Source organism: Halomonas smyrnensis AAD6 (assembly GCF_000265245.1).
Taxonomy (GTDB): domain Bacteria; phylum Pseudomonadota; class Gammaproteobacteria; order Pseudomonadales; family Halomonadaceae; genus Halomonas; species Halomonas smyrnensis.
In genome coordinates, this window is record NZ_AJKS02000002.1 from 184,208 (window position 1) to 207,399 (window position 23,192).

Sequence of the window (23,192 nt, forward strand, 5' to 3'; positions counted from 1 at the left end):
CCGATGTCAGGCGTCGTGGTTACTGCTTCTTCTGGTCGTCGTTGACTTCCTCGTACTCGGCGTCGACCACGTCGTCTTCCTGCTTGGCACCGGCCTCGCCGGCGGCGTCGGCGCCCTGGGCGGCCTCGCCCTGCTCGGCGTACATCTTCTGGGCCAGGTTGCCGGAGGCCTCGGTCAGCTTGTCGAGCTTGGCCTGGATGTCTTCCTGGTCGTCGCCCTTGACCGCTTCCTCGAGCTCGGAGGCGGCGCTCTCGATGGCCTGCTTCTCCTCGTCGGTGGCCTTGTCGCCAGCTTCCTCGAGGGTCTTGCGAGCGGCGTGGACCATGCCGTCGGCCTGGTTGCGCAGCTGCACCAGCTCCTCGAACTTCTTGTCCTCGTCGGCGTGGGCCTCGGCGTCCTGGACCATCTGATCGATCTCTTCATCGGACAGGCCGCTGGAGGCCTTGATGACGATCGACTGTTCCTTGCCGGTGGCCTTGTCCTTGGCGGACACGTTGAGGATGCCGTTGGCGTCCAGGTCGAAGGCGACCTCGATCTGCGGCACGCCGCGCGGCGCCGGCGGAATGTCGGCCAGGTCGAAGCGACCGAGCGACTTGTTGCCGCTGGACTGCTTGCGCTCACCCTGCAGCACGTGGATGGTCACGGCCGTCTGGTTGTCATCCGCGGTCGAGAAGGTCTGGGTCTTCTTGGTCGGGATGGTGGTGTTCTTCTCGATCAGCGGGGTCATCACGCCGCCGAGGGTCTCGATGCCGAGCGTCAGCGGGGTGACGTCGAGCAGCAGCACGTCCTTGACGTCACCGCCCAGCACGCCGCCCTGGATCGCGGCGCCCACGGCCACGGCCTCGTCCGGGTTGACGTCCTTGCGGGCGTCCTTGCCGAAGAACTCGGCGACCTTGGACTGGACCATCGGCATGCGGGTCTGGCCACCGACCAGGATGACGTCGTCGATCTCGGAGGCGGACAGGCCGGCGTCGGCCAGCGCGGTCTTGCAGGGTGCCAGGGAGCGGGTCACCAGCTCTTCCACCAGCGACTCCAGCTTGGCCCGGGTCACCTTCACGTTGAGGTGCTTGGGACCGGTGTTGTCGGCGGTGATGTACGGCAGGTTGACCTCGGTCTGCTGCGCGCTGGACAGCTCGATCTTGGACTTCTCGGCGGCTTCCTTGAGGCGCTGCATGGCCAGGTTGTCGCCGGACAGGTCGATGCCGCTGTCGGCCTTGAACTGGTCGACCAGGTAGTTGATCAGCGCCAGGTCGAAGTCCTCGCCGCCGAGGAAGGTGTCGCCGTTGGTGGCCAGCACCTCGAACTGGGTCTCGCCGTCGACGTCGGCCACTTCGATGATGGAGATATCGAAGGTGCCGCCACCCAGGTCATAGACCGCGATGGTCTTGTCGCCGCGGGACTTGTCCATGCCGTAGGCCAGCGCGGCCGCGGTCGGCTCGTTGATGATGCGCTTGACCTCGAGACCGGCGATGCGGCCGGCGTCCTTGGTGGCCTGGCGCTGGCTGTCGTTGAAGTAGGCCGGCACGGTGATCACCGCTTCGGTCACGGACTCGCCGAGGTAGTCTTCGGCGGTCTTCTTCATCTTCTTCAGCACTTCGGCGCTGACCTGCGGCGGTGCCAGCTTGTTGCCCTTGACCTCGACCCAGGCGTCGCCGTTGTCGGCCTCGGCGATGGTGTAGGGCACCATCTTGATGTCCTTCTGGACCACGTCGTCGGCGAAGCGACGACCGATCAGACGCTTGATGGCGAACAGGGTGTTCTGCGGGTTGGTCACTGCCTGGCGCTTGGCCGCCTGACCCACCAGCGTCTCGCCGTCGTCGGTATAGGCGATGATGGACGGGGTCGTGCGTGCGCCTTCGGCGTTCTCGATCACCTTGGGGCTGTCGCCGTCGAGCACGGCCACGCAAGAGTTGGTGGTCCCCAGGTCAATACCGATGATGCGTCCCATAGGAAATCCTCGAAAATTAGGTGTTACGTGATTCGTTCGTTCGCGGCGTTCACCGCGGGATGCTGTCTATCTGGGGGCCCTCGACGCCATTTCAAGGGCCCCGCACCGATTTCGCCTCGTCTCAGCCGGCGGCCTGGCTGACCACCACCATCGCCGGGCGCACCAGGCGACCGTTGAGCAGGTAGCCCTTCTGCATCACGTCCATCACGGTGTTGGGCTCGAGCTCGGGGTTCGGCACCATGGCCATGGCCTCGTGGTACTGCGGGTCGAAGGGCTCGCCCGACGGCTCGACCTGCTCGACGCCGAACTTGTTCAGCACGTCGATCTGCATCTTCAGGGTCATGGAGACGCCCTCGCGGTGCGCCTCGGTGGCGTCCTCGCCCATGGCCTCGAGCGCCTTCTCGAGGCTGTCGACCACCGGCAGCAGTTCCTTGACGAACTTCTCCAGCGCGAACTTGCGCGCCTTCTCGGCCTCCTGCTCGGCGCGGCGGCGCACATTCTGGGCCTCGGCGGCGGTGCGCATCGACTGGTCCTTGGCCTCTTCCAGCGCCTGCTCGAGCTCCTCGACCTTGGCCGCCAGCATCTCGGCCTCCGGGTTGTCGGAGGCCGCCTCGGCGTCCTCTGCGGCGGCCTCTGCGGCGCCTTCCAGCTCGCCCTCGACGGGCTCCGGCTCGACCTGAGTCTGGGTATCGGCCTCGTCCTGCTGGCGGGCCAGCTCGTCGTCCAGCGGGGTCTGCGGATCTTTAGCCATGCGTCTCTCCTGAATGCCGGCCGGCGGCCGTAGCCGCCGGCGAGACTGATATGTCGGTGAAAAATGTCGTTGCCAGCTATATGGGGCTGGCCGCCTCGATCTCAAGGGAGAGAAGACACGGGAATCGGGGCGTGCGTTGTTCCCCCCGCTGAACTACTGTATAAACGCACAAGCCAGTGGATGAATAACCAGTAGTTTCGCCAGTCGTTCCGAAACCGGCCCCGGGAGGCATCATGCTGACAGAGCTCGCCATTCGTGACTTCGCCATCGTCGACCATCTGGAGCTCGAGCTCGGCGGCGGCATGACCGCCATCACCGGCGAGACCGGGGCCGGCAAGTCGATCCTGCTCGGCGCCCTGGGGCTGTGCCTCGGCGAGCGCGCCGATGCCGGCAGCGTGCGTCACGGCGCCGAGCGTGCCGACCTCAGCGCGCGCTTCGACATCGCCGCCCTGCCCGCGGCCCGGGAATGGCTGGCCGGCCGCGAGCTGCCCGAGGACGACTGCCTGCTGCGCCGCGTGGTGACCCGCGGCGGGCGCTCCAAGGCCTGGATCAATGGCCAGCCGGCCACCGTCGCCGACCTCAAGGCGCTGGGCGGCCACCTGATCGAGATCCACGGCCAGCACGCCCACCAGGCGCTGCTCGGTGAAGAGACCCACCTGCGGCTGCTCGACGACTTCGCCGGCCACGACGAGGCGGTGGCCGCCCTGGGCGAGACCTTCCGCAAGTGGCGCGAGGCGAAGCGTCGCCTCAAGCGGCTGGCCGAGGACGGCGACGAGCTGCGCGCCCGCCGCCAGCTGCTACGCTATCAGGTCGAGGAGCTCGACCAGCTGGCGCTGGCCGACGACGAGCTGACCGGCCTGGAGACCGAGCAGGAGGAGCTAGCCCACGCCGAGGAGCGCCTGCGCGAGGCCCAGTTCGCCGCCACCTGCTGCGACGGCGAGGAGGGCGGCGCCCTGCCGCTGCTGCAGCAGGCCGTGAACCATCTCTCCGCGCTGCCCGGCAGCGACCGCGGCGCCCTGGCCGAGGCGCTGACGATGCTCGGCGACGCCTGCATCCAGGTCGAGGAGGCCGGGCGCGAGCTCAACCACTTCGCCGCCGGGGTCGAGCTCGACCCCGAACGCCTGGCCTGGGTCGAGGAGCGCCTCGGCGAGGTCCATCGCATCGCCCGCAAGCACCACGTCTCCCCCGAGGAGCTGACCGAGCTGCACCAGCGCCTGGCCGCCGAGCTGGCCGAGCTGGAAGACGGCGGCGACGACCTGGAGGCGCTCGCCGCCGAGGTCGACGCCCTGGAGGCCCGCTGGCGCGAACAGGCCGAGGCCGTCAGCGCCACCCGCCGCGCCGCCGCCGCGCGCTTCGGCACCGCCGTGCAGGACCAGCTGGCCTTCCTGGCCATGGGCAAGGCCCGTTTCGAGGTCGAGGTCAGCGAGCGCGAGGCGCCGGCCCCGGAGGGGCTCGACCGGGTGCGCTTCTTGATCAGCGCCAACCCCGGCCAGCCGGCCCGCCCGCTGGCCAAGGTGGCCTCCGGCGGCGAGCTGTCCCGCGTCAGCCTGGCGATCCAGGTGGTGGCGGCCCAGCACTCCACCATCCCCAGCCTGGTGTTCGACGAGGTCGACGTGGGCGTGTCCGGCGCCACCGCCGAGATCGTCGGCCAGCTGCTGCGCCGGCTGGGCGGCAACGGCCAGGTGATGACCGTGACCCACCTGCCCCAGGTCGCGGCCCAGGCCCATCAGCATCTGCACATCGCCAAGCAGGCCGAGGACGACACCACCCTGACCCGCATGGCGCTGCTCGACGAGGCCGGCCGCGTCGGCGAGCTGGCGCGCATGCTCGGCGGCATGACGCTGACCGACCAGACCCTGGCCCACGCCCGGGAGATGCTCGACGCCAGCCAGCGCGCCCGCCACTGAGGCACCCCTCTCCTTGCACACAATGCCGCCAACGAAAACGGCCCCGATCCGATGGATCGGGGCCGTTCGCTGTTCGGTGGCGGTCGCCGGCGCTTACTTCTTCAGGTTCAGCTCCTGGCGGGTCGCCTTGGACCCCTTCGGGCGAACGTAGAGCACCAGCGCGTGATCGACGAGCTCGTAGCCGTTCTCCTCGGCGATCTCCTGCTGGCGGCGCTCGATGGTCTCGTCGAAGAACTCGACGATCTCGCCGCTGTCCAGGCACACCATGTGATCGTGGTGCTCCTCCTGGGTCAGCTCGAAGACCGCGTGGCCACCATCGAAGTTGTGGCGCGTCACCAGGCCCGCGGACTCGAACTGAGTCAGCACCCGATAGACGGTCGCGAGACCCACGTCCTCACCGGAGTCGAGCAGCGTCTTGTAGACGTCCTCGGCGCTCAGATGATGCTGATTGGTGGCATTCTCGAGGATATGCAGGATCTTGACGCGCGGCAGGGTCACTTTGAGACCGGCCTTGCGCAGTTCATGGTTCTGGTCGGCCATGGTTGCTCTTCGCAGTATCGGGTAGGGTCGGTTATGATCGACCGAAACCACGATAGTGAAGAACGGCCGCAAATGCAAAAGCTGAGCAGAATTGTCACCCTTTCCGTCGCCCTGACGCTGGTCAGCGGCTGCAGCTACTTCGGCGTCTACAAGCGCGACCTGGCCCAGGGCAACCTGGTGACCCCGGCGATGACCGAACAGCTGCACGCCGGCATGACGCGCCAGCAGGTCATCGACCTGATGGGCAGCCCGCTGCTCGAGGCGCCCTTCGATGCCAACCAGTGGGACTACGTCTATCGCCTGGACGAGGCCTACGGCGACATCGAACAGCGCCGCCTGACGCTGACCTTCGAGGGCAATCGCCTGGCCTCCGTCGAGCACGAGGGCGATTTCTCCCAACCGCCGGCACTGATCTCCAAGCAGGGCATCGGCCCGTCCGGCGAGGCCGACGGCTCGCGCGGCAACCTCTTCAATGTGGTGCCGAACGAGGAATAGCCGAGAAAGGCCTCAGGAAGAGCGCGATGCGCGGGCGGCCCTGGCCGCCCGCGCTGCCTTGGGGTCGAGCTCGAGCGGGCGATAGACCTCTACCCGATCGCCGTCCTCGAGCACGTGGGCCTCGGGGTCGCGCAGCGCCTTGCCGAAGATGCCGAGATCGGCCTCACGGAAGGTCTCGGCCGGCACCTCGGGAAAGAGCGCCTCGAGCCCGGCCCGGGCCACGGCCTCCCGGGCCGTGGTCCCCTCGGGCACCGTCAGCTCGACGATGCGCTGACGCTGCGGCAGGGCGAAGGCCACCTCGACGCGCAGCATCTCAGTAACGGCCCCGACCGTAGAGATCGTCGGCGCGACGGGTGAAGGAGTCCACCAGCTGGCCCGCGACCTGCTGGAAGAGCTTGCCGAAGGCCATGCCCAGCAGGCGGTTGGCGAACTCGAACTCCATCTCCAGGCTCACCTTGCAGGCGCCGTCGCCCATCGGCAGGAACTGCCAGCGACCGCGCAGCCGCTTGAAGGGGCCGTCGACCAGCGACAGCTCGATGCGGTCGGGCTCGTGCAGGTCGTTGCGGGTGGTGAAGCTCTGCTCGATGCCGGCGCGCCCCAGGGTCATCTCGCCGACCAGGTGCGCGTCATCCCGTTCGATCAGACGCGCCCGACGACAACCCGGCAGGAATTCCGGGTAGCGTTCGAAATCGTTGACCAGATCGAACATCTCCTGGGGGGTGTGCCGCACCAGGGCGGACCGATTGACCGTTGGCATTGACCTCTCCGCTGACTTCAAGGGGCCCAGGGCGTATCATGAGCGGTTATTTCGGCCTTGAATGGTATCACGCTTCCCCCCATATCGGAGGGGGCAGGCCGCCACCGGCAAGCACAGACACGAGGTTCCATGGCCAGCAATAAAGGTAAAGGCAAGGGTCCTGGCAGCAACGCCATCGCGCTGAACAAGAAGGCGCGCTTCGAGTACCACATCAACGAGACCTTCGAGGCCGGCCTGTCGCTGGCCGGCTGGGAGGTGAAGAGCCTGCGTGCCGGCAAGGCACAGCTCACCGACACCTACATCCTGGTCAAGAACGGCGAGGCCTGGCTGCTTGGCAGCCACGTGACGCCGCTCAACACCACCAGCACCCACGAGGTCGCCGACCCGACCCGCACGCGCAAGCTGCTGCTGCACAAGAAGGAGATCGCCAGGATCTTCTCGCGCACCCAGGACAAGGGGCACACCTGCGTGCCGCTCAAGCTGTACTGGAAGGGCAACAAGGTGAAGTGCGAGCTGGCGCTGGTCTCGGGCAAGAAGCTGCACGACAAGCGAGCCACCGAGAAGGACCGCGACTGGCAGCGCCAGAAGGGCCGCATCATGCGCGAACAAAACCGCGGCTGAGGTGTCATAATTTCGACCATCCTGATAAGATGGCCACGTTTTGGGGGCGACATGGCTTCGACGCCGATGACAACCCCTGAGGTGCATGCCGAGAGCGTGATGTATCTCGTAAATCCAACATCACGATTAAATAGTCGCAAACGACGACAACTACGCTCAGGGCGCGCTGGCAGCTTAAACGCCGCTAGCTTCTAGTCCTACCCGGCGGTGATGTGCCCATTCATCACCAAAGGGCACGAGCTCAGATTGATGGGATCGCGGTTGGCCTTGTCCTCGCGTCAACCGTTAAATCTTAGAGGAATCGCGTTTCTGGATCCTGCCCGTCGGAGCCAGCGACGTTAAATCAAATGACGGAACTAAGCATGTAGAGCCGATGGGCGAGTGTCGGCGGACGCGGGTTCGATTCCCGCCGCCTCCACCAAACCTAGGTTTCAGGACTTCCCAAGAAGCACTAGAAACCGCATGAACAGGGGCCTCCGGGCCCCTTTCTTGTGTCTGGACGTTTCATAGCATTCCTTGACATGCCCCCACCGAAGGGGGCATATCTGGGGGCACATCGCTGAAGCCGATACCCTGATGCCCCCAAACCTGCCAGAAACCGCGCCATCCGGCGCCTGGCTGGCCGACAGTCTACCCCTACCCTTGGGGGCATCTGGCGCCGCCGAAAGGGGGCATAAGGCGATCACCGCCCCGAGGTGCCCCCAATGAGCCGCCAGTTCAATAAGCTGTCCGCTACCGCCGTGAAGATGGCCAAGCCGAGAGACAAGGCATTCAAGATGGCCGATGGCGGCGGCCTGTACCTGGAGGTATCCCCCAGCGGGAGCAAATACTGGAGGCTGAAGTATCGCCACGCCGGCAAGGAGAAGCGGCTGGCCATCGGCGTCTATCCCGACACCTCCCTGGTGGCTGCGCGTGAGGCCCGCGACGAGGCCAAGCGCCAGCTTGCCCAAGGCATCGACCCGAGCGCCGCCAAGCGCATCGCCCGCCAGCAAGGCGAGGAGGCCGCCGCCAATACCTTCATGGCCGTGGCCATCGAGTGGCTGGAGAAGGTTCACCAGCACAACGTGGTGCCCGCCCACTACCAGCGAAACAAGCGGCGCCTGGAGCGTGACGCCTTCCCATCCATCGGCAAGCGGCCCATCTCCGAGATCACTCCGCCCGAGCTACTGGGGTGCCTGCGCCGCATCGAGGAGCGCGGCCACATCGAGACCGCCCACCGCGTGAAGACGCTGTGCGGCCAGGTATTCCGCTATGGCATCTCCACCGGGCGCGTCGAGCGCGACCCAACGCCCGATCTGCGCGGTGCCCTGCGCCCCCACAAGACCAAGCACTATGCCGCCGTAACTGACCCCAAGGAGGTCGTCGGCCTACTGCGAGCAATCGAGGGCTATGGCGGCCAGCCCGTCACCATCGCCGCGCTGAAGCTGGCGCCCTTGGTCTTCACCCGTCCCGGCGAGCTGCGCCAGGCCCGATGGAGCGACATCGACCTGGAGGAAGCCACATGGACCTTCCATGCCAGCAAGACGGGGCAAGCCCACATCGTGCCACTGTCGACTCAGGCCGTGGCGATCCTGCACTACCTTCATGGACTGACCGGACGAGCCGAGTACGTCTTTCCCGGCGTCCGTAGCAGCAAGCGCCCGATGAGCAACAACACCATCAAGGCCGCGCTGGACCAGATGGGATTCAAGGGCAAGATGACAGCACACGGCTTTAGGGCAATGGCCCGCACGATCCTGGCCGAGCGGCTGAATTACCCAGAGCACTACATCGAGCAGCAACTGGCGCACGCCGTGAAGGACAGTAACGGTCGTGCCTACAATCGGACCTCACATCTGGAACAGCGCCGAGAGATGCTGCAAAGCTGGGCCAATTACTTGGACGCCCTTCGAGAAGGCGCCGATAGCGTGGCGCCGATCCGCTCCGACTGAGATACGCGGAAAACGCCACACCCCATTGTGCTGACTCCGGTGGATCACCCGAAAGCATGGCAAATCCACCATACCCGTCAGCCATCTTTTCTTGAGCGCGCAAGGAGTCACGCTTATGCCAAACGATGACCAGCGGCTTGGGCTGAAAGTGCCAGAACAACATACAAGCACCGTTCCCCATCTTCGCCTCGTCAATAGCGAGGGAGACATGCTCAATGGCAAAGACCTACTCAACCAGATGATGGATGAGCTCCAAAAGGTGTTGGCATCCAGCGATGACAGCACCTCGACAGCTGCCGAGTATGCCACCGACATGTGCATGGAGATGGTGCGAAAAGTCCAAGCACAAGTTTCCAAGGAAGAGCTTGCTCCAATGAGCAAAGGCCACTTCCTACTGGCACTTGGATACCTGTACGGCAAGCTGACCATGCCGGACTCAAGGGACTACAAGGAGCTTTACAGGCATTACATTTCCGATGAGGAACGGCAGATACCCTTGAGGAAGGTCGAGGCAGAGCGCGAACGTGGACGCCAATGGATAAAGAATTGCGCCCGCCAGGTATGGGAGCAGGACCATGCCAAGGAGCTCCGTATTGGAGAGGTGGTCAAACGGGTACTCGATACTGTCAGGAAAGAGGTCAAGAGACAGCAGAACCAAGGTAATGAAGGTCCACGGAGGTATTGGCCTAGTTCAGCCCCTAAGATCAGGGAGCTGATTCGTGAAGTGGCACCGGACTACGCTGTAAGGCCGGGGCGCCCATCCAGAAAATAACTCCTCCCGTACGGAAACCCCCCTTTTTCGTACGGGCGCCCATTTTTCGGGCATTTGCCTCCTCCTAGCCTTGGTCGTGCAATCCTTCCGCGAGGAACCAAGCATGACCAAGACCATTCTACTCCGCCGCCCCGAGGTGCTGCGCCGCTGCGCCATCTCGAATTCCACCCTCCACCGCCTTATTAACGCTGGCAACTTCCCAGCCCCGGTACCGGTGGGCCCTCGCGCCGTCGCCTGGATCGAGTCCGAGATCAATGATTGGATCGAGGAGCGTATTGAGTCCAGGAAGGGGCCCAGGCGTGAGCTGACTAGGGAAGACCTACTAAAGCGCTCTCCCACTCACCATCGCCGTGAGGCGAAGGAGTAGCAATCCATGCAGCCCGAAACGAGAAAGGCCCAGCCGCCAGCAAAGGGCCGGCCCCATACCGCCACGCGCCCAGTGTATAGCACCATCGAGGCCGCATTGGCTGACGCATTGGCTGCCCATGGCGCGATCTTGGTGCCCAAGGCTTCAGGTCGTTTTGAGCGGTTCGACGCGCCCGATAAGCCCAAGGGCAACGCCAACGGCTGGTATCGCATCCATAGTCCTCAGGCGGCGAGCTTTGGCTTTTGGCACTCGGGCGTTTCCGAGTTTGTGACGCTGCACGGCCCAACTGATCCCGATGCCGCAGCCCTGGCTCGCCTGAACACCATGCGCGACCGCGATCGACGCGACCGTGAGCGCCAGCAGCGAGAGGCGCAGGTAGCCGAGAGGGCACGTCGCTGGTGGACCGAGGCCCGCCCCGCTGATCCGGCCCACCCCTATCTGGAGCGCAAGCGGCTGCCGTCCCACAACCTGCGCCAGCGCGGCGAGATGCTGCTGATGCCGATGTACCACGATGGGGAGCTGGTCAACTTGGAGCGCATTTTCCCCGACGGCAGCAAGCGCACCCTGGCGGGAGGTCGCGTAAGAGGCGTGGCAAGCCTGATCGGCCGCCTGGCTGGCGACGAGCGCCTGCTGGTGGCCGAGGGCTGGAGTACCGCCGCCGTCTTGCATGACGCCATGGGCTGCCCGGTCGTGGTCGCGCGCAACGCCGACAACCTGACCCCGGTCGCTCGTCACCTGCGCCAGCGGCTCCCCGATGCTGACATCACCATCTGTGGTGATGATGATCGCCATCTGCCGGCCCGGGGGCTCACCAACAAGGGAAGAGTCGCTGCCCGACATGCTGCACTGGCCATCGACGCCAGGTTGCTGATGCCGAGCTTCTGCCAGGGCTGCAAGACCTGCACCGACTTTGCCGACGTGCGCCTTTGCCGGCTGGGAGGTGGCCATGGTGAGTGAGTACCGCGACTCCGAGACCGCCATCTGGCAGCCGGACTCGCCTGAGTCTGCCAATACGCCGCCGGACGTGTCCCACTTGACCCCAGTGTCCCAGCCCAGCAATGACGCGGCTTCCAACCGGGACACTACCGAGACGCCTTTTGTCCCGTTGTGTCCCATCGCCCGCGAGGTGGACCCTAGCGCGGCCGAGCCGACCCAGGCCAAGGCGCCCAGCAGGCCTTCTTTCGCCTGCTATCTGACCCCTACCCAGTTCGGGCCGCCGGGGCTTTACTTTCACGGGCAGCGCTACCCCCGGGGTGGTGGAGACGCCGAGCCCTTCGAAAAGCGCGTATGCACCCCCATCGAGTGCCTGGCCGCCACCCACGATGAACGTGGCAACAACCACGGGCTTCTGCTTCGCCTCAAGCCGTTGTATGGCTCGTGGCGTCAGTGGGCGATGCCGTTGCGGCTGCTGAAGGGCAGCGGCGAGGAGATGCGCGGCGAGCTGCTGGACATGGGCGTTCGCATCGAGCCCGACGCTTTCAAGGAGCTGAATCAGTGGGCGGCGAAGCAGGTGCCTGATGAGGTAGTGGTGGCGGCGACGCGCGTGGGCTGGCATCAGATGGATGAGAGGCGGGCGTTCGTCATGCCCCGGTGCACCATTGCCCAGGGCGAGTTGGCGAACCGCATCATCTTCCAGAGCGAGAGCTCCACTCAGGATCACTTCACCACCGCCGGCAGTCTGGCGAGCTGGCAAGAGCAAATTGGACGGCTTTGCAGCGGCAATCCGCTGATGGTGCTAGCCGTTTCCACGGCCCTGGCAGGTCCGCTGCTGAACCTGACGCACCGCCAGGCCGCCGGCATTCATCTGGTGGGCGATTCATCCAACGGCAAGACCACTCTGCTGGAGGTCGCGGCGAGCGTATGGGGCGGGCCCGACTTCAAGCGCACCTGGCGCGCCACCAGCAATGGGTTGGAGGGTGTAGCCGCCGCCCTGAGCGATACGGCGTTGATACTCGACGAGATCGGCGAGGCCGATGGCCGCGAGATTGGCGCCACCGTCTATGCCTTGGGCAACGGCACCGGCAAGGCGCGCGCCAACCGCAGTGGCAGTGCTCGTCTCCCCAATCGCTGGCGCGTCGCGCTGCTAAGCAGCGGCGAGCGCACCCTGGCTGCCCACATGACAGAGTCCGGAAAGCGCCCTCATGCCGGGCAGGCCGTCCGGCTGCTAGACATCCCCGCCAAGCGTCGCCACGGGGCGTTCGACTACCTGCACCACCTGGCCAATGGTCGCGCCTTCGCGGATCACCTGAAAAGCGAGGTGACTCGCCATTATGGCCACCTTGGGCCGGCGTTTATTGAGCGGCTGGTGGCCGAGAAACGCGACCTGGCAGCCGAGGTGGATCGCTTCGCACAACTACCTGGCTTCGCCGCGACGCGATCACTCCACGGTCGGGCCGCCAAGGTGCTGGCGCTGATCGGCCTGGCCGGTGAGCTGGCCACTGAGTTCGGATTGACGGGATGGCAGGAAAGCGAGGCGATGGCCGCCGCTATCCAGGCGTTCCACGCCTGGGCTGCCGGACAGGGCGGCGTCAGGTCCGAGCATGAGCAGATTTTGGCCAACGTGTCCGGCTTCATCGAGCGACATGGCGATTCCCGTTTCAGCAGCGTCGAGAGCGACCCGGCCCGTACCCCGACGGTCTACAACCGGGCCGGCTGGTGGCGTGAAGATACCAAGGGTCGCACCTACCTGTTCAATAGCGAGGGGCTGGTCGAGGCGCTGGGTGGCTTCGACCTTAAGCGCGGTACCGAAGCCCTTGAGACGGCCGGCTGGCTCGTCGAACGCGATGCTGGAGCGCGGTCCGTGCGCGTGCGGATCAACGGCAATCGCCGCCGCCTATATGCGGTCCGCCCAAGTGAGAATGAGGAGGGACTGGCATGAGCCTGGAAGACGTTTATCGCGCCTTCGCTGGGACGCCGCGGGACACCCCCTGTCCCCCACGCGTCCCGCCACAACCCCCCGCAGTTGAGCCGTCGGGACGCATGGGACAGGTGGGACAGCACGACAAGCAGGCAGAGCAACGCGAAGTAGGACAAGAGCGTGAGATCGAGATGCTGCTTGCCGCCCTGGCCGATGCGGGGCGCGACCTTGGGCCCAAGCTTGCGCATCGCCTACGCGAGACACTAGTGCCTTTGAGTCAGCAGGTGCGGGCCGAGCTGTTGACCGTGGTAGATGACGCCTTCGAAGTAGCACTCGATGTTGATGACGCCCGCCGGCATGCAGGTCACCTGCTGGGGGATTCCGCTGCTGTGGAGGCTGCCAAGGCGGTTTGGCCGGCTTACCCCGCGCCACCGCCAATCGAAGCCCTGGCGGCAGCATCAAGCGACGTTGAGCCGCCCTGGATGACCTATGTTGCCCGCCACTGCGAGCTGGTGCCGGATGACTGGTGTTACCTGCTGCACCGTCTGACGGGCCGGCCCGCAGTCGAGGCCGACAAACTGGCCCGCCAGTATGTCGAAGCATGGGCGGCAGCGGCATATGCCGAGCCCCAGGCCCACCGCCGCGCCAATGCCGGCAGGAGGGCTGCTAATGCGATGCTGAGAGGGGCGACAATGTAAACTAGAGCAACCCTGAGGGCTGTCTGCCAACAGCTATTCGTTACGCCTATTGATGACTGATGGCTGATGATACTCCCCGACAGTTACGCTCATGTCGGTGCACCTTCAGTCCTACAGTAACTTTGGACATTCTCATCACGCCATCCGGGAGGATCGCATCATGAGCAAGCACGATTGGGAGGCCTGCCAGCGCGACTACCGCGTCGGCCAGCTCTCCATCCGCCATCTCGCCGCCAAGCACGGCATCCCCGAATCAACCATCCGTAGCAAGGCTAAGGCCGAGGGGTGGTTGCGTGACCTGACCGAGCCCGTGCGCGAGGCTACGCGTATTAAGCTTAGCCGCGAGCCTTCGCGCAGTGGAATCGCGCAGTCCGAGGATTGCGACGTCATCGAGGAGGCCAGTGACGAAGCGGTCTCGCTCCTGCTCGAGCATCGTCAGGCCATTGCCAGATGGCGAGCGATCTCCGAGCGCCTGGCGAATTCCTTGGCGATGATGCCCATTACTGAGGAGAACTTCGATCGGTTCGGGCGCAGTCTCAACAGCGGCCTCGAGGCCCTGGCCAAGGCCATCCGGCTGGAGCGGCAGGCCTATAACCTGAACGATGCCCCCACCGATGGGCTGAAGAGCTTCGCTGAGCTGATGGCCGAGGTTGCCCCCGAGGAGTATTGATACCCGCCGTCGCTCAAAGGGAGGGCAGGCTTGTATGGGTGGCGGCCTACCCCTGCCCCTCACTTCGCTTCGCTGTGTATGATGGCCACAATCAACATCACCAGATTCACCAACGTGGGGAAGCATCGTGAACACGGACAGTCACTCTCAGACGGCGGCCTTCATCTGGTCCGTCGCGGACCTGCTGCGCGGCGATTTCAAGCAGTCCCAGTATGGGCGGGTGATCCTGCCGTTCACCCTGCTGCGGCGCCTGGAGTGCGTGCTGGCGCCGACCAAGGCGGCGGTGCTGGCAGGCGCCCAGGAGCACCAAGCCAAGCCCGAGGCGGTGCGCGAGAAGCTGCTGCTGCGCGCGGCCGAGCAGCAGTTCTTCAATGCCTCCCCGCTGACCCTGGGCACGCTGTCCGATACCCAAACCGCCGACGACCTGATGAGCTACGTGCAGGCCTTCAGCCAGGACGCCCGTGAGATCTTCGATCACTTCCACTTCGAGGACTTCGTCCAGCAGCTGGCCGCCAATGACCTGCTCTACCAGGTGGTGCAGCGGGTCGCCAGCATCGACCTGAGCCCGGAGCGGATCACCAACTACGGCATGGGGGTGATCTTCGAGGAACTGATCCGCAAGTTCGCCGAGAGCTCAAACGAGACCGCTGGGGAGCACTTCACGCCCCGCGACATCGTGCATCTGACCACCTCGCTGGTGCTGACCGGCCAGGACGAGACCCTGCGCCCGCACCGCATTGCCACCGTCTACGACCCCACGGCGGGCACCGGCGGCTTCCTCTCCGAGAGCGACGAGTACATCCAGCAGGTCAGCGATAAGGTCACGGTGTCGCTGCACGGCCAGGAGCTGAACCCGGAGTCCTATGCCATCTGCAAGGCCGACATGCTGATCAAGGGCCAGGACGTGGCCCAGATCAAGCTCGGCAACACCCTCTCCGACGACCAGCTGCCCGCCGAGCGCTTCGACTTCATGCTCGCCAACCCGCCGTTCGGGGTTGAGTGGAAGAAGGTCCAGAAGCAGGTCACCGACGAGCACAAGCAGAAGGGCTACGACGGTCGCTTCGGCCCGGGCCTGCCCCGCGTCTCCGACGGCTCGCTCTTGTTCCTGATGCACCTGGTCAGCAAGATGCGCAGCCCCAAGGACGGCGGCTCGCGGATCGGCATCATCCTCAACGGCTCGCCGCTGTTCACCGGCGGGGCCGGCAGCGGGGAGTCCGAGATCCGCCGCTACCTGCTGCAGCACGACCTGGTCGAGGCGATCGTCGCCCTGCCCACGGACATGTTCTACAACACCGGCATTGCTACCTACGTGTGGGTGCTCTCCAACCACAAGCCGGCCGAGCGGCGCGGCCAGGTGCAGCTGATCAACGCCACCGAGCGCTACACCAAGATGCGCAAGTCGCTGGGCAGCAAGCGCCAGTACGTGACCGACCGCGACATCGACGAGATAGTGCGGTGCTATGGGGCCTTCAAGGAGACCGAGGAGAGCAAGATCTTCCCGGTCGAGGCCTTCGGCTACCGGCGTATCACCGTCGAGCGCCCGCTGCGCCTCAACTTCCAGGCGAGCCCCGAGCGGCTGGCCAGGCTCGACGACGAGAAGCCCCTCCAGAAGCTCCCAGAGGCCGACAGAGAGTCGCTCAGGGCCGCCTGCGCCACTCTGGACCCCGAGCGCTGCTACACCAACCGGGACGCCTTCACCAAGGAGCTGAAGGCGGCGCTGAAGCCCACCGGCCTCAAGGTCGGTGCCCCGGTCCTCAAGGCCATCCTCAGCGCCCTCTCCGAGCGCGACAGTGAAGCCGACGTCTGCACCGACAAGAAGGGCAACCCCGAGCCGGACAGCGGCCTGCGCGACAACGAGAACGTGCCGCTGGACGAGTCGGTATTCGACTACTTCGATCGCGAGGTGAAGCCCCACGTGCCCGACGCCTGGATCGACGAGGACAAGCGCGACGAACTGGATGGCCGCATCGGCATCGTCGGCTTCGAGATTCCCTTCAACCGGCACTTCTACACCTTCGAGCCGCCGCGTCCGCTAGAGGTCATCGACGCCGACCTCAAGGCCTGCACTGACCGGATCAAGGCGATGATCGAGGAGCTGTCGGCATGAGTTTTCCGAAGTACCCCGAGGTCAAGGATTCTGGCGTCGAGTGGCTGGGCGAAGTGCCGGCGCATTGGGCGGTGGAACGCTTAAAATTATCCACTGAATCATGCCAGAACGGGATCTGGGGGAATGATGCTCAAGGCGACGAAAACGATGTGATCTGCATCAGGGTGGCAGACTTTGATCGCAACCGTATGCGTGCCAGCTTGGATAACCCGACCTACCGGAGTGTGACTACTGCCGAGTTCAACAGTCGCGTGGTTTCCCAAGGAGATTTATTACTGGAGAAGTCCGGCGGTGGAGAAAAGCAGCCGGTTGGCTTCGTTGCGCTCTATGAAGATGAAGCTCCGGCAATTTGCGCCAACTTTATTGCGAGAATTAGGCTGGCATCCGGGATGAACCCCTCTTTCTGGCGGTATGTTCATGCGGCAGGCTACACCATCGGGCTAAATGTTCCTTCCATTAAGCAGACCTCAGGCATCCAGAACCTTGACCAGCACAGCTACCTGAACGAGAGGGCTGCTTTCCCACCCGAGGTTGAGCAAGCCCGCATCGCCGCCTTCCTTGACCACGAGACCGCCCGCATCGATGCCCTGGTGGAGGAGCAGCAGCGCCTGATCGCGCTGCTCAAGGAGAAACGCCAGGCGGTGATCTCCCATGCCGTGACCAAGGGCCTCGACCCCGACGTGCCGAAGAAAGACTCCGGGGTCGAGTGGCTGGGCGAGGTGCCGGCGCATTGGAGCATACTTCCAATTAAACGTGATTTGGCGTTTCTCACAAGTGGATCACGTGGCTGGGCGTCTCATTACTCCGATGAAGGGTCCGCATTTATACGCATTGGAAATCTGACTCGTGATCGCATTAAACTTGATATGACAGACCTTCAGCGTGTCAGTGTGCCTGGCGGGGAGGAAGGAGAAAGAACGAAAGTTCAAGAAGGCGATGTGCTTTTCTCAATCACCGCCTACCTTGGTTCAGTTGCCGTGGTGCCCAGCGAGTTTGAAACAGCGTATGTTAGTCAGCATGTAGCTCTGGCACGGTTTTTCAAGGAAAAACTTTTGGTTCATCGCACTTTGCCGGGAAATGCGGCACGGATCTTCAGGAAGAAGTACGCCGTGTCGCGATACCCGTAGGCCATCCGCTTGATGACCTTGATCCGGTTGTTCATGCCCTCCAGCACGCTGGTGTTCAGCCGGTGCCGGGCGCTGGACAGGATCCCTTCGAGGTACGGAGCCAACCGCTTGGCGAAACGTTCCAAGGCCTCGATGCCACTGCTGGTCGCCATGGCATGCCACTCCTGCCAGGCGTTTCGGGCGGTGGCTTCGTCGTCGGCAAACCACAGGGTTTTGAGCTGATCCTTGAGCAGGTACGCCGTGGTCAGTGACGCATTGGCCGCCAGCAGCTCCTCCAGCTTCACCGCCTGCTCGGGCTTGAGATTGTCGGCGTTGCGCAGCAGCAGCCAACGACTGCCCTTGATCACCTTGCGGGCCGCCTTGTCGTCGCGCAGCTGGTTAGCCTGATCGACGCGTACCCGATCCATCACCTCGCGCCCGTACTTGGCCACCACGTGGAAGCGGTCGTAGACCACCTCGGCGTTGGGGCACTGGTCCTTCACCTCACAATCGAAGGCCGAGTTCATGTCCATGGCCACGGCCTCGATCCGCTCTCGTGCCTCGCCCAGCCACGCGAAGAAGGGGCGGATCGCCTCGCGGGAGCGGCCTTCGCCGATCCATACCACCTGCTGAGTGTCGGCGCAGGCGACCACGGTGGCGTAGCGGTGTCCCTTGTGCAGGGCAAACTCGTCCATCATCAGCCGCCGCAAGCGTGTCGGATCCGGTGCCGGCAGGTCGCGTTGCAGGCGCTGCTTGTCGATGGTCTTGACGGTATGCCAGTGCAAGCCGACCAGATCCGCGACATGCCGGATCGGCAGCAACGTGACCAGGCGCTCCACCCACTGGCGCAGTGTGGTGGTGACCGGCGAGCGCCCGGGTAGCCAGTCGATGCGCTCTCGTGTCGGACCACAGGTCGGGCAGCGCAGGCGCCGCACCGGGACATCCAGCTCCACTCGGTAGATCAGCAGCGGCGCCTCGCGGACGCGCCGGCGATGCACGTCATGGACCAGGCAACAGGCGTGGTCACAGCCGCTGCAGACAGGCGGGGTCCGGTCATCGGGCTCCAACTGGAGCCGTAGCGTCTGAGGATCCAGGAACTCGTGGTGGGCGACAGTGAACCCTTTCCAGAACAGGCTGAGCGGGGTAGCATCCATGGCAACGGCGGTGTCCGTAGGCTGACGTTTTGGCGAATATCAGCTTACTCGGATTCACCGCCGTTTCTCTATCCAGCCCTCGCCTCAAGCCCTGCCTGTTTCACGCCGATCTGCGAAGAACCAAAATTTTGGGCGCCCCGTCATATTACGTCAATGATTTGGTTAGGCCGATGTCGCCAATTAGGGACTGGTAAGCATTATGGGGACTGGTGCGCCAACTTCGGATATTAGAGCCAAAAATCCTGCACACCCACTCGTCTAAAACTGGCTTGTTGGGAAGGCTGGCCGCCCATATTGCCAGAGTGCCTGTTGTTATCCATACTGTTCATGGTTTTGCGTTCCCGTTTGCGAGTAATGGGCTGGTTAGGTTGATCTATTATTGGGTTGAGTTTGTTGGTGCTCGGTTTTGTGATGCGTTGATTGTTCTAAATGAATCTGATCGTAAAAAATTAATCGATGATTTAAAAGTCTCGGAAAAAAAGGTCCATCTTATTCCCAACGGCATCCGTCTTGAGGAGTTTGGGCGATCTGAAGAGACTGTTCGCTCTGAGATACGAAGTGAAGTCTTTGGTGCAAGCATAGATACTATTTGTATTGGAATGGTTGGTCGGCTTTGGCACCAAAAAAACCCAAAGTGTCTCTTTGACGCAGCTAAAAAAATCGTGGAGAGTACAGATAAGTCTGTCAAGTTTGTCTTTATTGGTGATGGTGAACTCCGAGGTGAGCTAGAAAAAGAAATCGTCTCTTATGGGCTGGAGAGTCATGTTATGGTTCTTGGCTGGCGTACTGATATTGCTCGCCTACTCTCGGCACTCGATGTATTTGTGTTACCCTCTCGTTGGGAAGGTATGCCTTTAGCCATTCTAGAGGCTATGGCTTCGGCCTTGGCAGTCGTCGTATCCGATATTCCCGGAAATAATGATCTCGTTGCACATGATCAAGATGGTTTATTATTTCCTTCAGAAGACGATGAGCAGTTGTCGGTTCAATTGTTCCGCTTAATCAACGATCCATCCTTGCGTAAAAGTCTTGCCTCGGAAGCTCAAAAGAAGGTGGTTTCGAAGTATCATTTAGAAATGCGCAATCAGAGTGTGTTTAAATTGTACGATGATTTATTGTTGCGCAAGAGATAACTGTCGTGTCCCGTGTGGTCTATCACCGGCTTGGTAAATAAGTCAGGTCAATTAGTCTTTCATTTTTCATAACCCCAATAGGTGAATTATGGTGCAGTGCTTGTTGCGGGATCTGGTGATTGTACTGCCACGTGTTGCAGCGCCAACCTAAGATCTTAAACCCTATAACCAGTTAATGAAAGATGTACTCAGGGTGTCACGTCTTCTAGCTGTCGGGTCCCGTGTGATTGACTACCCGCTTGGTAAATAACTCAGGACGCTTGGTCTGCCATTCCTTCATCATCGCAATCGGTGATTGATGGTGCAGCGCCTTCTGCGGGATGTGGTGATTGTACAGCCAGGTGTAGCGTTTGAGCGTCTGCTCCAGGTCCTCGCCTGAGGTATAGCGCCGAGTCGCCAGCACATCGCTGATACGGCCGTTGAAGCGCTCCACCATGCCGTTTGTCTGCGGTCTTCCCGGCTTGATCAGACGGTGCTCGATACCAAGGGCCTGGCACTCTTGGTCAAACGGGTGATTCCCGCTGGGCTTGCGCTCCCCCGCCCGCGTGAAGCGATCGGTGAATGACTTGCCGTTGTCGGTCAGTACCGTCTGGACCTGGAAGGGAGCCTTCTCCTCCACCCGCTTCATGAACGCCCGCGCATCCTTCGCGGACTGGCTGCGTCTCACCTCCAGATGGACCCAGCGCGTGGCGCGATCGATGGCGACGTACAGGTAGCGTTTTTGCTCCTCATCGGGCATCCGGGGCAGGTGCTTGATGTCGATGTGCACGTAGCCCGGCTCATAATCTTTGAAGGGCTTGTGCCGGGGTTTCTCATCGTCGCCCGCGTCCCGTCTAGACAGCTCTGCCAGTGTCGGCACCTCGCGCCGCTTGAGCATGCGATGCAGACCAGAACGCGACAAGCCAGGATTGAGGAACTCACGCGCCACGACGAGCAGATCATCCAGGCCGAGGCGCAGGAATTCGCGCGCCGCGATCAGCATCTTCCTAGTTCGGAAGTGAGCGTGGCCAGCAGGTTGTGACGCGTGTGCGGTCGGTCCTGGACATCGTCACGGTACCGCCAGCGCCGGATGGTCGAGACGGCGACGCTACAGTGGTCCCCTGCTCAAATCTCGGGCTGGCTCAAACTCCGCTTTCCGGGAGTCCGGCGGATGCAGGTATCGCACGAAACGATCTACCGCAGCCTGTACATCCAAGCACACGGTGTGCTGAAGAAAGAGCTGATACAGCATTTGCGCTCTAAGCGCATGATGCGGCGTTCCAAGCATGCTACGAGCCAACCGCGCGGGCAGATCAAGGATGCACTCTCTATCCGCGAGCGTCCTCCGGAGGCGGAGGATCGGGCGATTCCAGGACACTAGGAAGGTGACTTAATCACCGGTGCCAGAAACTCGCATATCGCGACCCTGGTCGAACGCCACTCTCGTTTCACTATGTTGGTTCAAGTAGATGGCAAGGATACGGCCAGTGTGATCGCAGGCTTGGTGAGAGAGGCCCAATGCCTGCCGGCTGCACTGAAGGGGTCCCTAACATGGGATCGGGGCACAGAGCTGGCGGCACATAAAGACTTCACTGTTGCGACCGATATCCAAGTCTATTTTTGCGATCCCCAGAGCCCATGGCAGCGGGGGACCAACGAGAATACCAACCGCCTGCTGAGGCAGTACTACCCAAAGGGGTGGATTTATCCACGTTCACTCAACAAGACCTTGATCAGGTGGCCATGCGGCTGAACGAGCGCCCCAGAAAGACGCTGAAGTGCAAGACACCTGCGGAGGTCTTATCAACCACTGTTGCATTGACCGGTTGAGTGCAAGATGTCCCGTTCTTCTGATACGCGCTTCAGCTCGGCCTTCAAGCGCCGGTTCTCCGCCTGGAGATCCGCGTCCTGTTGCCGCTGTTCCGCAGGTTTGGCGTAGCGCTTCATCCATTGATAGAGACTGTAGCCGGATACCCCCAGTCGGGCGGCCATCTCCGTGACGGGATGACCGCGTTCCGTCACCTGCTTGACGGCTTCGATCTTGAATTCTTCGCTATATCGCTGGCGGCTCATGGGACCTCCTTGGTGCCTTCAGTATAAGGCCTGGAGGTGTCTACGAAACCCGGGGCGATTCAAAACAGTGTCAGGCCAAGAAGGCGGCCTGACTTAAACCAACGAGCCTCCGAGAAAAATGGGATGGTTCAATAAGGGCCGAATTGTTCAGCGGTTTTCTTTGGCTGGCTTTATCTATCGTGCCCAACACGATCCAGACTATTTATTATGGACTTGGAAGCTCTTTAACCGAATCCACCATAGAAGGAGATAGTTGATGTCGATTCTGGTAACAGGAGGAGCTGGCTATATTGGTTCGCATATGGTTCTTTCACTTTTGGAGCATGGTCACAACGTGATCGTACTTGACAATTTATCCAATGCCTCGTCGGAATCACTTCGGCGTGTTGAACAAATGTCGGGGCGTCAGGTAATTCTTGTGAAAGGGGATATCCGTGATCGCCCGCTGCTTGATAACCTCTTTAGCGCCCACGACATCAGTGATGTCTTGCACTTTGCAGGTCTCAAGGCTGTTGGACAGAGTGTCGAGCATCCGCTACGTTACTTTGACAACAATGTCAGTGGCACCCTTACCCTTTGCCAGGCTATGGAGGCTGCCGGTATCAGGCGGCTGGTATTCAGCTCTTCAGCCACCGTGTATGGCGAGGTAGCAACAATGCCCATCCACGAGGCATTGCCTACCGGAAGCCCAACCAATCCCTACGGCCGATCCAAGCTGATAGTAGAAGAGGTATTGCAGGATCTGGCCAAAGCAGACGCGCGTTGGTCTATTGCGCTGCTTCGGTACTTCAACCCTGTAGGAGCCCACGAGAGTGGCTTAATTGGAGAAGACCCCAACGATATCCCCAACAATCTGGTGCCGTTCGTGTCTCAGGTTGCGGTCGGTCGTCGTGACGTACTTTACGTTTTTGGTGATGACTATGCGACACCGGATGGTACCGGTGTTCGCGACTACATCCATGTGAGTGATTTGGTGGAAGGCCATCTCTGCGCCATGCAGGCTATTGCCCGCCAGTCTGGTGTCAACATCTGGAACCTAGGCACGGGGCAAGGATATTCGGTCTTCGAAATTGTCAACGCGTTTGAAGCGGCTTCAGGCCGAGAGGTTCCTTATCGTATCGCCCCGCGCCGGGAAGGAGATATTGCCGAATGCTGGGCGGATCCGGCCAAAGCCGAACGCGAGTTGGGCTGGACAGCTAAGAGACGCCTTGATGTCATGATGCAAGATACATGGCGATGGCAGGTAAATAACCCTGAAGGCTACTCACCAGCATAGTCTGTCAGTGTCACTTGTTGTTCGATAGGGCCCTCTTATCAGTAGCTGGT

The 23,192-nt window shown here is 62.4% G+C and carries 20 protein-coding genes, 1 other RNA gene and 3 pseudogenes; 16 read left to right on the plus strand and 8 right to left on the minus strand.

What is annotated here, in order from left to right; translation table 11 throughout:
* Positions 1-19 precede the first annotated feature (19 nt).
* Positions 20-1,948, minus strand: coding sequence for a molecular chaperone DnaK (dnaK, locus tag UYS_RS0202940; protein WP_016853997.1), 1,929 nt, complete (start codon positions 1,946-1,948; stop codon positions 20-22).
* Positions 1,949-2,069: 121 nt separating this feature from the next.
* Positions 2,070-2,699: a nucleotide exchange factor GrpE gene (gene grpE / locus UYS_RS0202945; protein ID WP_016853998.1), complete on the minus strand. Its 630-nt coding sequence runs from the start codon at positions 2,697-2,699 to the stop codon at positions 2,070-2,072.
* A 233-nt stretch (positions 2,700-2,932) separates the two neighbouring features.
* Between grpE and recN the strand changes: the two genes are divergently transcribed.
* Positions 2,933-4,606 (plus strand): DNA repair protein RecN, encoded by a 1,674-nt coding sequence (gene recN / locus UYS_RS0202950; protein WP_016853999.1) that lies wholly within the window; start codon positions 2,933-2,935, stop codon positions 4,604-4,606.
* A 93-nt stretch (positions 4,607-4,699) separates the two neighbouring features.
* Here recN and fur read toward each other — a convergent pair whose 3' ends face one another.
* Positions 4,700-5,146: a ferric iron uptake transcriptional regulator gene (gene fur, locus UYS_RS0202955; protein ID WP_016854000.1), complete on the minus strand. Its 447-nt coding sequence runs from the start codon at positions 5,144-5,146 to the stop codon at positions 4,700-4,702.
* A 72-nt stretch (positions 5,147-5,218) separates the two neighbouring features.
* Between fur and UYS_RS0202960 the strand changes: the two genes are divergently transcribed.
* A complete protein-coding gene (locus UYS_RS0202960; RefSeq protein WP_016854001.1) occupies positions 5,219-5,641 on the plus strand; it encodes an outer membrane protein assembly factor BamE in 423 nt (140 codons plus the stop codon).
* Positions 5,642-5,653: 12 nt separating this feature from the next.
* On the opposite strand, the gene UYS_RS0202965 is transcribed toward UYS_RS0202960, so the two are convergent.
* A complete protein-coding gene (locus tag UYS_RS0202965; protein WP_016854002.1) occupies positions 5,654-5,953 on the minus strand; it encodes an RnfH family protein in 300 nt (99 codons plus the stop codon).
* A 1-nt stretch (position 5,954) separates the two neighbouring features.
* A complete protein-coding gene (locus tag UYS_RS0202970) occupies positions 5,955-6,398 on the minus strand; it encodes a type II toxin-antitoxin system RatA family toxin (protein ID WP_016854003.1) in 444 nt (147 codons plus the stop codon).
* A gap of 129 nt (positions 6,399-6,527) precedes the next feature.
* On the opposite strand from UYS_RS0202970, the gene smpB reads away from it, so the two are divergent.
* From smpB to UYS_RS18335, 11 genes are all read left to right on the plus strand, one after another.
* Complete coding sequence (gene smpB / locus UYS_RS0202975; protein ID WP_016854004.1) at positions 6,528-7,019, plus strand: SsrA-binding protein SmpB; 492 nt, start codon at positions 6,528-6,530, stop codon at positions 7,017-7,019.
* 42 nt (positions 7,020-7,061) lie between these two features.
* Positions 7,062-7,440: a transfer-messenger RNA gene (gene ssrA, locus UYS_RS17825) on the plus strand.
* 283 nt (positions 7,441-7,723) lie between these two features.
* Positions 7,724-8,950, plus strand: a complete 1,227-nt coding sequence (locus tag UYS_RS0202980) for a tyrosine-type recombinase/integrase (protein ID WP_016854005.1) — start codon at positions 7,724-7,726, stop codon at positions 8,948-8,950.
* A 115-nt stretch (positions 8,951-9,065) separates the two neighbouring features.
* Positions 9,066-9,722, plus strand: coding sequence for a hypothetical protein (locus UYS_RS0202985; protein WP_156821522.1), 657 nt, complete (start codon positions 9,066-9,068; stop codon positions 9,720-9,722).
* 103 nt (positions 9,723-9,825) lie between these two features.
* Positions 9,826-10,089 carry a helix-turn-helix transcriptional regulator gene (locus UYS_RS16735; protein ID WP_016854007.1) on the plus strand — a complete coding sequence of 88 codons (264 nt, stop codon included), beginning with the start codon at positions 9,826-9,828 and terminating at the stop codon, positions 10,087-10,089.
* A gap of 6 nt (positions 10,090-10,095) precedes the next feature.
* The gene (locus UYS_RS16740) at positions 10,096-11,046 is read left to right on the plus strand and encodes a toprim domain-containing protein (protein ID WP_083868067.1); all 951 of its coding nucleotides are present in this window, start codon (positions 10,096-10,098) and stop codon (positions 11,044-11,046) included.
* Positions 11,036-12,967, plus strand: coding sequence for a DUF927 domain-containing protein (locus tag UYS_RS16745; RefSeq protein ID WP_016854009.1), 1,932 nt, complete (start codon positions 11,036-11,038; stop codon positions 12,965-12,967). The genes UYS_RS16740 and UYS_RS16745 overlap by 11 nt, the downstream gene beginning before the upstream one ends.
* 101 nt (positions 12,968-13,068) lie before the next feature.
* The gene (locus tag UYS_RS17685) at positions 13,069-13,644 is read left to right on the plus strand and encodes a hypothetical protein (protein ID WP_016854010.1); all 576 of its coding nucleotides are present in this window, start codon (positions 13,069-13,071) and stop codon (positions 13,642-13,644) included.
* 160 nt (positions 13,645-13,804) lie between these two features.
* Positions 13,805-14,314 (plus strand): helix-turn-helix domain-containing protein, encoded by a 510-nt coding sequence (locus UYS_RS0203010; RefSeq protein ID WP_016854011.1) that lies wholly within the window; start codon positions 13,805-13,807, stop codon positions 14,312-14,314.
* 127 nt (positions 14,315-14,441) lie between these two features.
* On the plus strand, positions 14,442-16,421 hold the full coding sequence (locus UYS_RS0203015) for a type I restriction-modification system subunit M (RefSeq protein ID WP_016854012.1): 1,980 nt from the start codon (positions 14,442-14,444) through the stop codon (positions 16,419-16,421).
* On the plus strand, positions 16,418-17,548 hold the full coding sequence (locus UYS_RS18335; RefSeq protein ID WP_156821523.1) for a restriction endonuclease subunit S: 1,131 nt from the start codon (positions 16,418-16,420) through the stop codon (positions 17,546-17,548). The genes UYS_RS0203015 and UYS_RS18335 overlap by 4 nt, the downstream gene beginning before the upstream one ends.
* On the opposite strand, the gene UYS_RS0203025 is transcribed toward UYS_RS18335, so the two are convergent.
* Positions 17,479-18,681, minus strand: coding sequence for an ISL3 family transposase (locus UYS_RS0203025; protein WP_026068309.1), 1,203 nt, complete (start codon positions 18,679-18,681; stop codon positions 17,479-17,481). The genes UYS_RS18335 and UYS_RS0203025 overlap by 70 nt on opposite strands.
* A gap of 206 nt (positions 18,682-18,887) precedes the next feature.
* On the opposite strand from UYS_RS0203025, the gene UYS_RS17830 reads away from it, so the two are divergent.
* Entirely contained in the window at positions 18,888-19,814 is a 927-nt protein-coding gene (locus tag UYS_RS17830; RefSeq protein WP_337587455.1) for a glycosyltransferase family 4 protein, read from the plus strand.
* Positions 19,815-20,019: 205 nt separating this feature from the next.
* On the opposite strand, the pseudogene UYS_RS16755 reads toward UYS_RS17830, so the two are convergent.
* Positions 20,020-20,900 (minus strand): annotated as a pseudogene (locus tag UYS_RS16755) (DDE-type integrase/transposase/recombinase); the annotation flags it as partial.
* A gap of 4 nt (positions 20,901-20,904) precedes the next feature.
* On the opposite strand from UYS_RS16755, the pseudogene UYS_RS18790 reads away from it, so the two are divergent.
* Positions 20,905-21,623 (plus strand): annotated as a pseudogene (locus UYS_RS18790) (IS30 family transposase); the annotation flags it as partial.
* Between the two features lie 3 nt (positions 21,624-21,626).
* On the opposite strand, the pseudogene UYS_RS0203040 reads toward UYS_RS18790, so the two are convergent.
* A pseudogene (locus tag UYS_RS0203040) lies at positions 21,627-21,866 on the minus strand (transposase); the annotation flags it as partial.
* 256 nt (positions 21,867-22,122) lie between these two features.
* Here UYS_RS0203040 and galE point away from each other — a divergent pair.
* The gene (galE, locus tag UYS_RS17845; protein WP_192813910.1) at positions 22,123-23,142 is read left to right on the plus strand and encodes a UDP-glucose 4-epimerase GalE; all 1,020 of its coding nucleotides are present in this window, start codon (positions 22,123-22,125) and stop codon (positions 23,140-23,142) included.
* Positions 23,143-23,192: the final 50 nt, after the last annotated feature.